Annotated in this window: 11 protein-coding genes and 1 pseudogene; all 12 read left to right on the forward strand. The window is 39.9% G+C overall.

Annotation, left to right across the window (positions count from 1 at the left end):
• Window positions 1–16: 16 nt before the first annotated feature.
• The 12 genes and pseudogenes from ACKC4Y_RS06705 (at window position 17) to ACKC4Y_RS06760 (ending at window position 17,027) form a co-directional block, all read left to right on the forward strand.
• Window positions 17–223, forward strand: a complete 207-nt coding sequence (locus ACKC4Y_RS06705) for an antitoxin VbhA family protein (protein WP_409361005.1) — start codon at window positions 17–19, stop codon at window positions 221–223.
• Window positions 224–233: 10 nt separating this feature from the next.
• Entirely contained in the window at window positions 234–1,865 is a 1,632-nt protein-coding gene (locus tag ACKC4Y_RS06710) for a BID domain-containing T4SS effector (RefSeq protein ID WP_409361006.1), read from the forward strand.
• Between the two features lie 97 nt (window positions 1,866–1,962).
• On the forward strand, window positions 1,963–3,882 hold the full coding sequence (gene traG / locus ACKC4Y_RS06715; protein ID WP_409361007.1) for a Ti-type conjugative transfer system protein TraG: 1,920 nt from the start codon (window positions 1,963–1,965) through the stop codon (window positions 3,880–3,882).
• Between the two features lie 345 nt (window positions 3,883–4,227).
• Window positions 4,228–4,647 (forward strand): annotated as a pseudogene (locus ACKC4Y_RS06720) (type IV secretory system conjugative DNA transfer family protein); the annotation flags it as partial.
• A gap of 106 nt (window positions 4,648–4,753) precedes the next feature.
• On the forward strand, window positions 4,754–5,125 hold the full coding sequence (locus ACKC4Y_RS06725; RefSeq protein ID WP_409361008.1) for a hypothetical protein: 372 nt from the start codon (window positions 4,754–4,756) through the stop codon (window positions 5,123–5,125).
• A 113-nt stretch (window positions 5,126–5,238) separates the two neighbouring features.
• Window positions 5,239–6,837, forward strand: a complete 1,599-nt coding sequence (locus ACKC4Y_RS06730; RefSeq protein WP_409361009.1) for a BID domain-containing T4SS effector — start codon at window positions 5,239–5,241, stop codon at window positions 6,835–6,837.
• 311 nt (window positions 6,838–7,148) lie between these two features.
• On the forward strand, window positions 7,149–8,510 hold the full coding sequence (locus tag ACKC4Y_RS06735; protein ID WP_409361010.1) for a BID domain-containing T4SS effector: 1,362 nt from the start codon (window positions 7,149–7,151) through the stop codon (window positions 8,508–8,510).
• A gap of 304 nt (window positions 8,511–8,814) precedes the next feature.
• The gene (locus ACKC4Y_RS06740; protein ID WP_409361011.1) at window positions 8,815–9,756 is read left to right on the forward strand and encodes a BID domain-containing T4SS effector; all 942 of its coding nucleotides are present in this window, start codon (window positions 8,815–8,817) and stop codon (window positions 9,754–9,756) included.
• Window positions 9,757–10,069: 313 nt separating this feature from the next.
• Entirely contained in the window at window positions 10,070–11,542 is a 1,473-nt protein-coding gene (locus ACKC4Y_RS06745; RefSeq protein WP_409361012.1) for a BID domain-containing T4SS effector, read from the forward strand.
• A gap of 302 nt (window positions 11,543–11,844) precedes the next feature.
• Window positions 11,845–13,893, forward strand: coding sequence for a BID domain-containing T4SS effector (locus ACKC4Y_RS06750; protein WP_409361013.1), 2,049 nt, complete (start codon window positions 11,845–11,847; stop codon window positions 13,891–13,893).
• 901 nt (window positions 13,894–14,794) lie between these two features.
• The gene (locus tag ACKC4Y_RS06755) at window positions 14,795–15,574 is read left to right on the forward strand and encodes a BID domain-containing T4SS effector (RefSeq protein WP_409361014.1); all 780 of its coding nucleotides are present in this window, start codon (window positions 14,795–14,797) and stop codon (window positions 15,572–15,574) included.
• Window positions 15,575–15,875: 301 nt separating this feature from the next.
• Window positions 15,876–17,027 carry a Fic family protein gene (locus ACKC4Y_RS06760; protein ID WP_409361015.1) on the forward strand — a complete coding sequence of 384 codons (1,152 nt, stop codon included), beginning with the start codon at window positions 15,876–15,878 and terminating at the stop codon, window positions 17,025–17,027.
• Window positions 17,028–17,100 lie beyond the last annotated feature (73 nt).

The following is a 17,100-nucleotide window of genomic DNA, read 5'->3' on the forward strand; positions in this document are numbered from 1 at the left end:
TGGAAAGGAAAAATAAATGGCAACAAAGGTGACAGAAAATCTTTCATCAGCAACACCGGAAGAATTAAAAAAGCGCCGAGAAGCAGTTGATGCGGTCATCAGCACTCATGCAATTGAGGGGTTAACACTTCATCCTACAACACTTAAAATCTTAGAAAGATATGCAAAAGGGAATATTTCACTAGAGGAATTTAACACTCTTATGGACAACGCTATATTATAAGGAGGTCATTATGCCAAAACCCAAATTAAAAAAAACAGGTATGGTATCCACAGCGCCTTCCCCTGAGCATTATCTGTATCCTAAGAGCAAAACACTAAAAAATAAATATGGAATAAGAAATCTTGATGCCTTTACTGCAAGATGTGCGCATGATTCAGCAAAAGCAATGATCAATTTGCGTGAAGAACCTCTGCCAGAAAAATTTGATAGCTCCTATCTAAAACATCTTCATTGCAATTTATTTGAAAGTACATTTGAATGGGCAGGACATACGCGCAATGATCCCTTTACGTTTTCAGATGGCACCACTGCCGTCGCTCCAGTAATGAAAAAAATCACGCATTTTGCAATCGGTAGCGAATTACAAAAAGGTCTCAATAAATTAGATCAAACGCTTAGTGAAAAAAATAATTTAAAAGGTTTATCGTGCAAAGAATTTGCACATGAAGCATCAGAAATATTTGCCTCTCTCAACTATACACATCCTTTTAGAGAAGGCAATGGACGTACACAACGAATCTTTTTCGAAAATCTCGCCAAAGCAGCAGGACATCAGCTTGATTTCTCTCTTGTCACAAAAGAACGCATGTTGGTTGCCAGTGTCGCGACAATACAAGATAAAAATCTAGAGCCTATGTACCATATGTTTGAGGATATCTCCAATCCAAGTAAAATACTTCTTTTAAAGGAATTCATGAACAACATGAAAGAGAGCGGGCACAATATTAATGACCGTCCTGTTATGGTTGTAAAGGAAGGTGAGACTTACACAGGCATCTATAGAGGTGCTGGTCTTGAAGGCTTTGCACTCAACGTTAAAGGTGCTTACATCATCGGCAATAAAGATGATCTCTCCCCAGAACAACTGAAAACATTAAAGCCCGGTGATAGACTTACCTTTACAGCCCCAAGGACACAAGATCTTGAAAAAAATCTTATCCCAAAAGAACAATTAGCCTCTTTAACGAAAAATGAGATGGTTAAAATGATTGCAGAAGATGCTCGTATCCACACATGCCGTGAACAAATCCAGCTTTTGTCAAAAATTGTTTATGGCAGCTCAGAAAAATTAAACAAACAGATAGTGCAGATGATTAAAGATCCAAACTGTGGAGACCAACTTGCCAAAAAGATTACAGAGGCTCCGCGTTCTGTTTCTAAGCTAGCAGGATTTGACCTCATTTGCTTAAAAAACCAAGCACGTACCAATGCTGAAGAGCATGTTGCGCTTCTCGGATGCGCCGTTGCAAATTTTGCGCATGTTGTAAAACATGCTAAACAAGAAATCCTGCAAGAGCATCAAGCAGAACAAACACGCCGTGGACAAGCGGTAGCAATGCCAAGTAAAAGCTTGCAAGATCTCTTCTCCAAGCCAAAAGAATTACAGCAAGAAACTTTAGCAGCTTCCCCTTTGCTTCAAAAAGAGCTCGGTAGTTTTGTACAAAAAGTCAATAACCGTCTTTCACCAAGCGAGCGAAAAGCACTCAAAAACAGTGATCATGAAACACTTGCGAAAAGTCTTGGTGTCTCAGAACATAAAGCGCAGGAAATTACAGAAATCGCTAAGCAAGCCAGAGAATTACACCAACAATCGCAAGCCCGTACAGTCAGTCGATCAAAAGCGCTCGCCATAGCTAGCTAAAAAATGTGAAGTTAAGCGCCATATCACTGGTTTTTAAAATACCGTTTTACAATATATCCCGATAAAACCGACTGCAAGAATCGAAAGTAAAACAAAAATGAAATACACAAAAACGCAGCTAGCTCTTATTTTAGCGCCAATCGTTTTAGGTGCTTTAACGATATTGCTCGTTCCTTATTTGTTGTTGTTTGTGATAAATGAATTCAAGACCAATCAAGTCTATTGGTATGTTCGTTCAGAACCCCTCTTGGTGTTGGTAATGGTTGCTATTGTATCACTGTGTTATAGCCTTTTACAAAAACTGCACCTACGCAAAGCAATTACGTTTGTTTCAGCTGTCTTTTTTTCGATCACTGCTCTCTATCATATTGGCGGTGAAATAAAACGCTTAAGTGCTTATGTTGGCCAACAAGGGATAACTTGGGGCTATGTTCTAAAGTTTATGGATCCGATGGTTGTCTTTGGTACCATTATAGGCACTTCTCTTTTAGCAGTTCAGTTCCTGACAACCTTTCCGCGCGCAAACAAGGTCAAACGTGCAAAAAAAGGTGTTTTTGGTAATGCTTCATGGATGTCTTTAAAAGATGCGGCTAAAATCTTTCCCGCCAACGGTCAAATTGTTATTGGTGAAAGATACCGTGTTGATCAAGATAGCGTGTGTGACATTCCCTTTGCACCTGGTGATAAAACAACATGGGGAAAAGGTGGGAAAGCGCCTTTACTCAGTTTTAATCTTGATTTTGGTTCAACACACATGATCTTTTTTGCCGGTTCTGGTGGATATAAAACTACAAGTACAGTCGTTCCAACATGTTTAACATATCCAGGATCTATTGTTTGCCTTGATCCTTCAACCGAAATTGCGCCAATGGTCAGATTTGCGCGAAAAAAGATGGGAAATAGAAATGTGATTGTTCTTGATCCCAATTCCATCTTAACAAAAAATTTTAATGTCATCGATTGGCTTTTAGACGATAGCGTACCACGTACACAACGCGAAGCCAATATTGTGAGTTTTTCCAAATTACTTATCACGGATAAAAAATCAGATAATTCTTCGGCAGAATATTTTTCAACACAAGCGCATAATCTTTTAACTGCTCTTCTTGCGCATGTCGTATTTTCCGATGAATATAAAGATCATGAACGTAATTTAAAAACATTGCGCACCATCCTTTCTCAGTCAGAAACAGCTGTTGTGAATCAATTGCGGATGATTCAAGAAACAACACCTTCTCCTTTTATCCGTGAAATGGTCGGCATTTTCACGGAAATGGCAGACCAAACTTTTTCAGGAGTCTATACAACTGCATCAAAAGACACTCAGTGGCTTTCTTTATCCAATTACGCTGATCTTGTTTGTGGGGATGATTTTGCATCATCCGATCTCGCGAATGGCAATACGGATGTTTTTCTCAATCTTCCCGCAAGCATTTTGAACAGTTATCCAGCAATTGGACGGGTAATTATTGGTGCCTTTTTAAATGCAATGGTCATAGCTGACGGAAATTACAAAAAACGTGTTTTGTTTGTTTTGGACGAAGTTGATCTTCTTGGTTATATGAATATTTTAGAAGAAGCACGAGACCGCGGTCGTAAATATGGCACATCCTTGATGCTCTTTTATCAATCCTCTGGTCAGTTGGTCAATCACTTTGGAGAAGCAGGAGCACGGTCATGGTTTGAAAGCTGCTCCTTTGTCAGTTATGCCGCCATTAAAGATCTCCAAACAGCCAAAGATATTTCAGAGCGCTGTGGTCAAATGACAGTTGAAGTATCTGGCACAAGCAAATCAAGGGGGTTGTCTTTGGGAAAGGGCTCTTACAATACCAATTCTCAACAAAGAGCACTAATTTTACCCCATGAAATTATTCAAGAAATGCGTCAAGATGAACAAATTATTCTCATGCAAGGACAGCGCCCTTTACGATGTGGTCGATCGATCTATTTTAGGAGAAAAGAAATGTTAGCCGCTGCTGAAAAAAACCGCTTTGCCCCAAAAGCAAAGAAAAATTGAAAAATACCCTTTTATGGGCATTGCACATCGAAACATTAACAACAGCGTAAAAAGTAAAAAGCAGAGGTTTCTGTTTCACAAAAACCCATCCGAAAGGAGCTTTCGCATGTTTCACCCCAAAAAACATGCTGGAGAAAAATCATCGAAAGCCTTTTGTGCATATGCTCACCCACTTTAACACTCTTTATAAAGCGTCCCAAAACAATCAAGGACGCTCCTGTCTCCCCTGTTCACATTCTTAACTCCTGTCAAGATGCTATTGAAGACAGCTATATAGAAGAGAAAACGCCAAAAAACCTTAGAAAAAGCTGTCATTTGTAAAAATAATAAACAATGGGAAGAGTCCAACATAGCACATCCTTGATGCTCTTTTATCAATCCTCCGGTCAGTTGGTCAATTATTTTGGAGAAGCAGGAGCACGGTCATAGTTTGAAAGCTGCTCCTTTGCCAGTTATGCTGCCATTAAAGATCTCCAAACAGCCAAAAATATTTTAGAACGCTGTGGTTAGATGACAGTTGAAGTATCTGGCACAAGCAAATCGAGGGGGTGTCTTTGGGAAAGAGCTCTTACAATACCAATTCTCAACAAAGAGCACTTGTTTTACCTCATGAAATTATTTCAAGAAATGCATCAAGATGAACAAATTATTCTTATGCAAGGACAGTGCCCTTTACGATGTGGTCGAGCGATCTATTTTAAGAGAAAAGAAATGTTAGCCGCTGCTGAAAAAAACCGCTTTGCCCCAAAAGCAAAGAAAAACTGAAAAATACCCTTTTATGGGCATTGCACATCGAAACATTAACAACAGCGTAAAAATTAAAAAATAGAGGTTTCTGTTTCACAAAAACCCATCCGAAAGGAGCTTTCGCATGATTCACCCCAAAAAACATGCTGGAGAAAAATCCTTGAAAGCCGTTTTGTGTATGTGCTCACCCGCTCTAAGAATCTTTATAAAGCGTCCCAAAACAATCAAGGATGCTTCTGTCTCCCCTGTTCACATTCTTAACTCCTGTCAAGATGCTATTGAAGACAGCTATATAAAAGAGAAAACGCCAAAAAGCCTAAGAGAGAAAAGAAATATTGTCATTTGTAAAAATGATAAACAATGGAAAGAGGCTTTGCAAAAACAGATTCAAAGCGCAACCCAAACGGGCCATTTTGCATCTTTCACAGCAGTAGAGTTACAAAAATGCCTTGAGACGTTATTACAGCCACCAACATTCATTCCCTTGAGGGAATGATACTCCCTCCCCAAATGCTGAAAATCTCAAAAGAATATACAAAGGAGGGGTTTTTCACACAAAGAGTTTAATACGACTTTCACCAGCCAACCTATCTTCTAGGGAGATATCCTATGTTAGAGCAAAATTATCTGTATAAAAATAGCAAAACATTGAAAAATAAATACGGCATCAAAAACCCCCAAAAACTGTATGAGCGCTGTGCCCATGAGACCGCTAGAGAAGCTGTGAATTTTCGCTATGAAGCACCACCCAAAAAATTTGATGCCGCTTATCTAAAAAGAATTCACTGGAATCTCTTCCATAAGAGTTTTGAGTGGGCTGGGCAAACCCGCGATACTTCCTTTACATTTGCAGACGGTAGCACAGCCCGCATGCCAGCGATGCGCCCAAAAGGTTTTGAGGTTCCTTTTGCTATCGGTCCACAAATTCAAAGAGAGCTTAAGCAATTAGAACAAATGCTTAGTGCAAAGAATAATTTACGAGGCTTGTCACGCAAAGAGTTTGCTAAAAGTGCTGCTGAAGTGTTTATAGCTCTCGACCACGCACATCCTTTCAGAAAAGGAAATGGGCGTGTACAACGAATGTTTATGGAAAAACTTGGACAAGCAGCAGGCCATACCATTGACTTTTCTTTTATCACAAAAGAACGCCTGACACAGGCAAGTATTCAAGCGATGCAACATGGCAATCCAGAACCAATGCAACATCTCTTTGAGGATATGACACATCCCCAAAAAGCACTTATTTTAAAAGAATTCATCTCCAACATGAAAAATGCTGGATTTGGGGAGATCAACAATCATATCGTGGTCGCAGCAAAAGAAGGTGAAATCTATGAAGGCATCTATAAAGGTATGGCAGCAGAAGGTTTTGTCATGGAAGTCGATAATACTTTCATCGTCGGCAATAAAGATGATCTCTCACCAGAGCAAGTTAAGACACTACAGAACGGTGCACACATCTGCTATATAAAATCAAATGTTCAAAATTTGAAAGAACCACTCATTCCAAAAGAGATATTAGCACCTCTTTCACATGAAGAATTGTTCGTAAGAGTTGCAAACAATCCCCTTGTTGAAGCAAGCCGCAAAAAAGTTGAGCACTTGTCAAAGATTGTTTATGGAAACGCGCAAATTCTAAGCACAAAAATGGATATGGTAAATGCAGATCCAAGCTTTGGTAAGGTATTTGCCGATCACATTGCCCAAAATCCTCAATCGATCTTTAAACTTGCGGGTGTAAAAATGCTTTGCATGAAAAGTTCGGAGCGCAAACACGCTGAAGAGCATATTTTATCGCTTTGTGAAACACTTAAAAATTATGCGACAACAGTACATCAAGTAAAGGATGAAGTTCTAGAACAACACCAAAAAGAACAAAATCGCATGTGCCATTCTGTCGAAAAACCAAACAGAGACTTGCAAAACCTTTTTGCCTTACCGCCAAAACAACAAAGAGAAGTCTTGTCTCATTCTTATACATTGCAAAAACAACTCCATGTTTTTTCGCGCCAATTACAAAATCGCTTATCACCAGAGGATCGTAAAGCCATACAGCAAAACGACTCTACAAGACTTTCTTGTATGCTTGGTGTATCAGAAAGCAAAGCAAAAGAGATTGCACGCACCGTAAATCTCACCAAAGAGGCGCGATATCAGATGCAAACCCTTAAAGTTAGTCGTTCCTCATCAATAGCTCTTTTTGGCTAAACAAAGATAGAACTTTGAGCTTTCATCTCATACCTTAGCGCAAATCATTTCATCTTTATTGCGCCAAAAGTTGTTATGAAATGTTACAGAAAAATTTCCTCAAAAATAGACCGCGTAATTTTATATCACTTATTGATAATAATTTCACAAAAAAACTGCATAAAAGACATAAATGTCGATTACTCTACCTTGCGGATAGTGCGAATCTTTGAAGGTCATTCAATGGATATCTTCCTTTGTATAAAGCGAGCGCAGTATAAAGGGGAAGAATGCACCAAAGAGGTTTTCTCAAAATATTGAAAGGAACATACATGACACAAAATCATCAAGCCTCTTCTCCCTCTGTAAAGGAACTAAGAAAACGCTTTGAACAACAAAACCCTGAAGCTTCTAACCTAGAAGACCTCTACGCAAAGGTTGATAAACCACACAAAAGACAGCCAAACCAAGAAACAGGAGAAACTGTCTATGCACCCCAAAATCCACCAGAAACTGTCTATGCACCCCAAAATCCACCAGAAACTGCCTATGCGATACAGGGTGGTATGCCCCCTTTCCAAGAACCAGAACATGTCTATGCAGAGGTTGACTTTAGCCCACAAGGTCGCTCCCCTCAAAAACCAGAACCTGTCTATGCAGAGGTTGACTTTAGCCCACAGGGTCGCTCCCCTCAAAAACCAGAACATGTCTATGCAGAGGTTGACTTTAGCCCACAAGGTCGCTCCCCTCAAAAACCAGAACCTGTCTATGCAGAGGTTGACTTTAGCCCACAAGGTCGCTCCCCTCAAAAACCAGAAGGTGTCTATGCAACTGTTGGCATGGGCGCACAGGGTGAGCACTCTCTCCAAAACCCAGAACATGTTCATACACCCCAAGAGCCAGTAGAAACCATCTATGCACCCCAAAACCCACCAGAAACTGCCTATGCGATACCGCGTCCCCAAAAACTAGTAGACCCCTATTTAGTAACTGATCTGTTCGAACCTCATGGAAGGCCAGACTCTCAACGCCTAGAAAATTCCCTGTACGACACAGTTGGCAGAGGTGCACATGGTCCCCAAAAACCAGAATATGTTTATGCAACAGTTGGCATGGGCGCACAGGGGGAACAAGACTCCCTACAACAGGACAATCCCATCTACGAAGGAATTGCCTCAGGAAGGGCGACACCTCCTCCAAGAACTCAAAAAGATGAAATTACTACGAAGCTTTTACAAAACACAGAGTTCCAATATAGTGTAAGAGAAGTCCAAGAATGGTCCAAAGTTGTTTATGGTGACGAACATGCTTTGAATAAACAACTTGCTGCAATTCTTGATAATCCTCAAGAAGGAGAAAAGGTCTTGTGGGACCTTGCAGCAAATCCTGAAAGCGGTGGTAAACTTGCAGGTAGGCAAGTGCTTGGCATAAAAAGTCCAGATCGCAAACAGGCTGAAGACGGTTTTAGCCCTCTTTGTTCAGCTCTTGAAAAACATATAGTAACCGCACAAACCTTACACAATAATTTTACGCGTGAACAAGCAAGACATCAAAGTCATGAAAGAGGAGAAACCCCAGAAAGGCATGCACACGAACATCATCAACACGCAAGAGAAGCACACCAACACTCTCAAGAGCACGAAGCTCAACAACACAGACATAGGGAAGAAAGAGGAATGACTTTTGCACTGTAAGCGTGCATGACATAAAAACACATAAGTTTTTTCCTTTCATCTGATCTCTTGGCGCAAGTCATTTTATTTTGATTGCGCCAGGATTTGTTATGAAATGTTACAGAAAATTTTCATCAAAATAGACCGCGTAATTTTATAGCTTATTGATAAAATTTCATAAAAAAAGCCCTATAAAAGACATAAATATCGATTACGATAAGGGTGGAGGATTTTTGAAGACCATTCAAATGTACATCCTCTTTGGTAGAGAAGCTATCAGAGCATGAAAGAAGTTCTCTAAAACAATTCTTGAAAGGAAACGTGCATGAAACAAGACTATCCTGATCCGAAAGACCTGTACGCAACAGTGAATAAACAGAATAGAAATCCTCAAACAAGACAACCAGAGGAAGTCATTTACGCCAATGTTAACACTGAAAGAGGGAGAGAGCAGCAATCTCATAACCAAGCCGAAACTGTCTACGCCGAACTTAACATAGGAAAAGGGAGAGAGCGGCAATCTCATAACCAAGCCGAAACTATCTATGCTGAAATTAACACTGGAAGAGGAAGAGAGTGGCAATCTCATAACCAAGCCGAAACTATCTATGCTGAAATTAACACTGGAAGAGGAAGAGAGCAGCAATCTCATAACCAAGCCGAAACTATCTACGCTGAAATTAACGCTGGAAGAGGAAGAGAGCAGCAATCTCATAACCAAGCCGAAACTATCTACGCTGAACTTAACGCTGGAAGGACACCAACCCCTCCAAGATCTCAAAAAGATGAAATTACTACGAAGCTTTTACAAAACACAGATTTCCAATATGGTGTAAGAGAAGTCCAAGAATGGTCCAAAGTTGTTTATGGTGACGAACATGCTTTGAATAAACAACTTGCTGCAATTCTTGATAATCCTCAAGAAGGAGAAAAGATCCTATGGGATCTTGCAGCAAATCCTGAAAGCGGTGGTAAACTTGCAGGTAGGCAAATGCTTGGCATAAAAAGTCCAGATCGCAAACAGGCTGAAGAAGGTTTTAGCCCTCTTTGTTCAGCTCTTGAAAAACATGTAGCAACTGCACAAGCGTTACACAAGAATTTTACGCGTGAACAAGCAAGACATCAAAGTCATGAGAGAGGTGAGCATCCAGAAAGGCATACACACGAACATCATCATCACGCAAGAGAAGCACACAAACATTCTCAAGAGCGTGAAGTGCAACAACGCAGACATAGGGAAGAAAGAGGAATGGCTTTTGCAATGTAAACGTGCATAAGCTTTTACCTTTCATCCAATCTTTTAGCGCAAATCATTTTATGTGAATTGCGCTAATTTTTTGTACAAAATTATAGCAAATTTTCATCAAAATAGATTCTGTAACTTTCTTTAACTTATTGATAAAATTTCATAAAAAAGCTGTATAAAAGACATAAATGTCGATTACTATGACGCCAAATAGCGGGAGTCTTTGGAGTCCGTTAAATTGATATCTTCCTTTGTATAAAAGCTGTCAGAACATCAAAGATGATGGAGAGTACACCAAAGAGGTTTTCTAGAACAATTTTGAAAGGAAACATTCATGAAAAAAAATCAGCCCTTTCCTTATTCCTCTCCTTCGGTAAAGGACCTCATAAAACGCTATGAAGAAGCTCACCTAAGAGCTTCTCAATCAGAATCCATCTACGCAAAAGTTAATAAGCCGAGCAGAGGGCAGAAATCCCAAAAGCCAGAAGAAAGTCTCTATACAACGGTTACGCCACTTAAACCACTGAGCATGAGAGACGTAAGCCAAAGCAGCGCAACTCTCCAAGAAAGTGAAACCGTATACGCAGAAGCTCCACCTAAACCGCCGCGCGTGAGAAACGTAAGCCAAAGCAGCGCAACTCTCCAAGAAAATGAAACCGTATACGCAGAAGCTCCACCTAAACCGCCGCGCATGAGAAACGTAAGCCAAAGCAGCGCAACTCTTCAAGAGAGTGAAACCGTATACGCAGAAGCTCCACCTAAACCGCCGCGCATGAGAAACGTAAGCCAAAGCAGTGCAACTCTTCAAGAGAGTGAAACCGCAAGGAAAACAAGAGCTCTCTCAGGAGAAGAAATTGCTAGTATAGTTCCTCACAATCAATTGGTTAAATTATATCAAGCACAAATCCAACAGTGGTCAAAAATTGTTTTTGGCAAAGAGGATGTTTTGCAAGAAAGAACTGAGCAGATTCTCACAAAACCGGCTATGGGAGATGAACTCGCATCGCAACTTGCTGCACATCCTCAGTCTTTTCATAAATATGCCGGTTCCAATATCTGTGGCTTAAAAAATAATGCACGTAAAAAAGCTGAAGCAGGTCTTGTATCCCTGCGTAAAATGGTTGATTGTTATACTGAAGCTGTAAAACTTGCAAGAGAGAGCTTGCTGCAAAACCCAGACGCAGAACTAAAGCGCTATGCTCAATCAATGAGCGGTGCGGTAATAGTTAAAATTTTGCAAAAGTCACCTCAACCTGAAAAAAAGGGAGAGCCCCTCTTAAATGAGGACATTACTAGCAAGATTAAAGAACACCGCACGGTTCAAAGATATCAAGCACAAATCCAACATTGGTCAAAAATTGTTTTTGGCAAGAAGGATATTTTGCAAGAAAGAACTGAGCAGATTCTCACAGAACCCGCTACGGGAGATGAACTCGCATCACAACTTGCAGAACATCCTCAGTCTTTTCATAAATATGCCGGTCTCAATATCTGTGGCTTAAAAAATAGTGTGCGCAAAAAAGCTGAAGCAGGTCTTTCACATCTGCTTGATACCATTGACAATTATGCAAATACTGTACAACGCGTAAAAGAGAACCTTTTACAAACCCAATCAGTATCACAAGAACAAAGTGTATCGCCTGCTAACCAGTTGCAAGACTTATCACAGTCTTCCGAACTGTCGCAAAAGTTATCGGCAATCAAACATCCTGAAACCACTGAAGCTTCTACACATATATCTGAAAAAGCGCAAAACGTTCAGCTACGTAAAACTACATTATCAAAAGCGATGGCTCTTGCCAGCTAAAGAATGCATAAACTTTAGTTTTTAATTTTGTTTTTTGGCGCAAATCCCCACAAAATGATTTGTGCCAAAAAATGTGCAATTTAAGGAACAATTTCATCAGAATCCCTCCATCATCGTCATAAGTAATTGATAAAATTACATAATGTAAATGTTACAAATATCCATCATGATCCGTACAAATAACGCAGAGTATTTTGAAATGATCTAATTTAGATCCACTTCTGAATAAAAAAATAATGATGAAGGGCGCACAAACGAGGTTTTCAAAAACGAATATTGAGACAGCTTGAAAGGAAACTTGCATGAAAAAAAATCCTCCCTCCTCTTTTGTAGCTCGTATGGTGGAAGAATTTCAAAAGCGCCATGAACAATCTATTGGAACACTTGCTGCCCCCACAGTTGCCAAAAACAATCAAAAACCACCTCTCCCAAACCACTCAAAAATCATACCAGCAGGAGTTGCTTCACCCCAAACCTCTCATCTGAACAATAAGACGCAAAGCAATACTGCAACACAAGACAGCCAAGCGCAACCCGCAACGGTTGCACCACAAAGACCACTGCAGGCAAGAGACAAAGAGCTAAGCAACAGCACAGCAACACAAGACAGCCAAGCGCAAACCGTAAGAGTTGCCCCACAAAGACCACCGCGTGCAAAAGACAAAAAGCTAAGCAACAACACAGAAACACAAGACAGCCAAGCGCAAACCGTAAGAGTTGCCCCACAAAGACCACCGCGTGCAAAAGACAAAAAGCTAAGCAACAGCACAGCAACACAAAAGAGAGAAACCACATACGCAGAGCTTGAGATCAAAACACCGCCTTCTACGAGCAATAAAGAGAACAGCAATGTAGTCACTCAGAAAGATAAAGTCATATACGCAACGATTGCTCCATTAAGAATAAGCACAGCTATCTCGACAAGTGAACTTATCCAAAAAATTAGAAACAATATATTAGTTCAAGGCTGTAAAGACGAAATCAAAAATTTGTCTCAAACTATTTATGGGAACCAAGATATTTTGCAGAAAAAACTTGAGACAATTGAAAAAAACCCTATCCTTGGAGAAAGCCTTTCATGGCAAATTGAAGCAAACCCTGCTCTTGTTGCTAATCTTGCTGGAAGAAAAATTCTTGGTGTAAAAAGTAGAACACGCAAAAAAGCTGAAGAGCACGTTTCACGCCTGTGTCTCGCCCTTGAAAATTATGCCGATATTGTAAAACAGGCAAAAGAGAATATTTTTCATGGCTATCTGGCAGAACAAACACCCCTTAGAAGGTCAATGGACCTAACGCAAATGGCTGAAGATCTACAAAAGTCGCGTAACCCTAAACCTGAACAAGAAATGGCACCCCTTCCGCATAAGGAACTTGTCCGCAGAGTTAAAAGTAATACATTAGTCCAATATTGTAGTGCAGAAATCATATATTTGTCCACAGTTGCTTATAGAAATCCAAGTGTTTTGCAGTCTAAACTTGAAGAAGTTCAAAAAGATCCTGCACTAGGAGAGAATCTTGCGTTGCAGGTTAAAACACACCCTCATTTGTTTGGTAAACTTTCTGGTCACAATTTTCATGGCTTTAAAAGTAAGGCACGCAACCAAGCTGAAAATGCTCTTATACGTCTAAGTGATGCCATTGAAGGTTATGCAGAAGCCGTGAAACATGCAAAAGAAAACATTTTAGAAAGCCATCAAGCTCAACAAAAACGCCATACCCAATCTACCAAACTGGATAAAAGTGTGCAGAGTACTGAACATCAGCAAAAGTCGCTTATACCTGAAAAAAAAATAACACCTCTCTCGGAGAAGGAAATTGCCAACAGAGTTCAAAAAGATTACTCTGTTCAACGCGCTCAAATAGAAATCCGCAATTGGTGTAAAATTGTTTATAATGACCCATATATTCTGCAACCCAATACTGAAGAGATTCAAAGAAATCCTGTTCTAGGACAAGAACTCTCACAGCGAGTTGCAAACAATTCTACAATATTTGCTCCACTTGCAGGAAAGCAAATGCTTGGCATAAAAAATAATGCACGCAAATACGCTGAAGCAAGTCTTCCTTCTCTATGTACTGCCATTGATCATTATACGGAAACTGTAAAACAAGTAAGAGAAGAAATTGTGCAAACCCATCAGGCACAACAAAGTCATCAAAGACAATCTTCTGAATTAACGCAAGATTTGCAAAAACAGCAAACCATATCAAGGACTCCTAAACAGCATGAGCATGCAACAATAGCCACACATAATGAGACTGCGGAAACCACTAGGCAAGAAGGGCAAAGACCGCTAGCTGTTCCACCACGCAAAGTTGGGGTAGCAAAAGCAATGGCTTTTACCAGCTAAAGGTGGGTTAGCTTTGGTCTTTCATCTGATCTCTTAGTTTGATCTTTTGAGGTCAAGAGGTGTTTTGCAATGTTATAAAACAAATTGTATCAAAGACCCCTCTCGTTGTTTCATATAACCAACTGATAAAATTGCATAATATAAGTCTAAAAAATATTGAAAGGAAATTTGTATAAAAAAACCAACCAGCGCCTTCAGCATCTCTTTCGATGAAAGAATTTAAAAACGCTATGAACAATCAGCTGGGGGAACAACACCCCCAGAATTTCTCTCCACAAGGGGAAACTCCAAAAAAAACAAAAGACAGCCTCACGCACCGGAACAATCCTGAAAAAGCGCAAAACACCTTGAAAAATCTACTATAACACCAGAACTAAGCGTGCCATAGGCACCTCTCTCCGCAACATCTTCTAACAACATCTTCTCCACAACAACCAGTTCGCATGCCTCCACAAACACTACCGCGAATGAGAATAAGGAGCTAAGCAGTACATCATCTCAAGATGAGTGACACAATATACGCAACACCTTAACCGCAAGCACCACCGCGCACGCAAAAGATACGTACAAATACAACGGAACGAGAGTTTTTAATCGCAGCGTATCAAGAGATAAATTCGATATTTGTGTGGTATCGTTTATGTCGATCGCCTTATTTTGGACAAAAAAATGCAAGAAACTTGAGAAAACTTAGCGTTGGAAGAACAACTCTCATGGGAAATTTCAGAGAATCCTAAACATGTTTCTAGGTTCGCAGATCACCAAAGGCTGAGCTTGAAAACGGTAGCACGCAGAGCAGATGAAGACAATCTTCATCTCTGTGTAATGCCATTAACGGTTATACATATACAATATATACAAGAGAGCACTATGCACGTTTCTGATACGGAACAAAGCCCCCATGAATAACCAACACAATAAAGTGCAAAGCACTGAAAATCAACAAAAGCTTCCTAAACCTGAGAAGGAAATGGAATCTCTCTTGCATAAGGAAATTGCCACCAGAGTTCAAAAAGATCCGTCGGTTCTTTATGCTCAGGCAGAAGTTCAATATTGGTGCCAAATTGTTTATGGCAATCCGTTTATTTTGCGAGAAAAAATTGAAGAGGTGCGAAAAAATCCCGCTATGGGAGAAGAGCTTTCATGGCAAGTTGCAAACGATCCTACGTTTTTTTCTAAACTTGCGGGTCACCAAATGTTTGGCATAAAAAACAGTACACGCAAAAAAGCTGAAGAAGGTCTTCATACTTTATGTAACTCCATTGAAAATTATGCAGAGACTGTAAAACAAGTAAGAGAAAGCATTGTGCAAACCCATCAGGCACAACAAAATTGCCAAAGACAATCTTCTGAATTAACACAAGATTTGCAAAAACAGCAAAACTTATCTAGTCCTTCTAAACTGCCTGAGCAAACTATACGCCTACACAATGAGGTGGCAGAAGCCTCTAGGCAAGAAGAGCAAAGACTGCCAGCTGTTCTACCACGCAAAGTTGAGGCAGCAAAAGCAATAGCTTTTGCCAGCTCAGTGTGCATCAGCTTTGGTTTTTCATTTGATCATTTAAATGGAAATTGTGCCAAGGAATATTGTGCAATATCACAGCAATGTTTCACCAAATATTCCCATCATTTGACCTTAATAATTGATAAAATTAAAAATAGGAATGATTATAATCCGTGAAAAAAAACGCTATCAAAGCATAAAGAGAGAGAATGCATTCAAGAGATTTTCTAAAAGGGAATATTAAAAAACTTAGAGGAAATATGCATGAAAAAAACAAAAAGCCTCTCTAACATCTCTCCCACAAAACAGATGACAAACCGCGCCAGAAAGCGGTTGACGCAAACCTTAACACCCCTACGCTTGAAAGGGTAACACTCCATTTAAAAACGTTCGAAATTCTAGAAGAATATGCAAGGGGGGGCAACCCGAAAAGTTTAACACTCTCATAAATCAAACTGTATTATAGGAAAATACACATATGTTCGAGCAAAATTTCCTTTACCCCAATAGTAAAACACTCAAAAATAAATATGGCATCATGGACAAAGCAGCATTGAACCAACAATGTGCGCATGATGTCTCAAAGGAAATGATCAATCTGCGCCAAGAGCCCCTGCCAGAAAAAATAGATTCCTCCTATCTCAAATATATTCATCAACGCTTGTTTCAGCATACGTTTGAATGGGCTGGTCATACCCGCGATAACCTATTTACCTTTGCAGATGGCACCACTGCTAGTATGCCGGCTATGCAAAAAGAAGACGCGGAGGTTCCGTTTGCCATTGGTCCACAGATTCAAAAAAAGCTTGAAAATTTAGATCAAGTGCTTACTGCAAAGGATTATTTGAAAGGTTTATCGCGCGAAAAATTTGTTGAGCAGGCAGCAGAACTGTTTGTTTCTCTCAACAATACACACCCCTTCAGAGAAGGAAATGGGCGCGCACAACGAATGTTTTTTGAAAAGCTTGGCCAAGCAGCAGGACATAATCTAGACTTCTCTATTGTGACAAAAGGACGCATGGTCATTGCTAGTGTTGCGGCAGCGGAAAATAACAACCTTAATCCGATGAAACATCTCTTTGAAGATATTTCTAATCCAGAAAAGTGCCGTATTTTAAAGGACTTCTTAAACGACATGAAAAAGATCGGAGGTGATGATATTAATTATCAGTATGTCGTAGCTGCAAATGAAGGTATTATCTATGAAGGAAAGTATATTGCCCATGGAGCAGAGAGCTTTTTGATGGACGTTAATGGGAGGTTCATCATTGGAAACAAAGATCATCTCACAGCAGAACAACTGGAGACATTACAACCTGGCAATAAATTCACCTTTATAGTCCCAGTAACCAAAGAGCTGAATACAAAAAGTGTCACAGAAGAGATATTAGAACCTACTACGCAAAAAGAAAATCTCGAAAGGCTGAAAAATGGTGCCTCTCCCCAAGCCAGAAAAAAAGAAGGGGAGCATTTTTCAAAGCTTGCTGATGACAATCCTCATATTTCACCTGACATCATGGAGGCCATGAATCGAAATCCGCAAGAAAGAGAACAGATAACAGAACAAATTTCTCAATCTGCTCACTCTACTTGCACAAACGCAAAAAGAGACTGTTTTACAGACCCGTGACACGATTAAAAATGATATAACGTCGTGCCCACATAGCAGAAAAGAAACTCCCTCACGACCAACAAAGAGAACA

It is taken from the genome of Bartonella heixiaziensis, assembly GCF_046245125.2.
Classification (GTDB): domain Bacteria; phylum Pseudomonadota; class Alphaproteobacteria; order Rhizobiales; family Rhizobiaceae; genus Bartonella; species Bartonella heixiaziensis.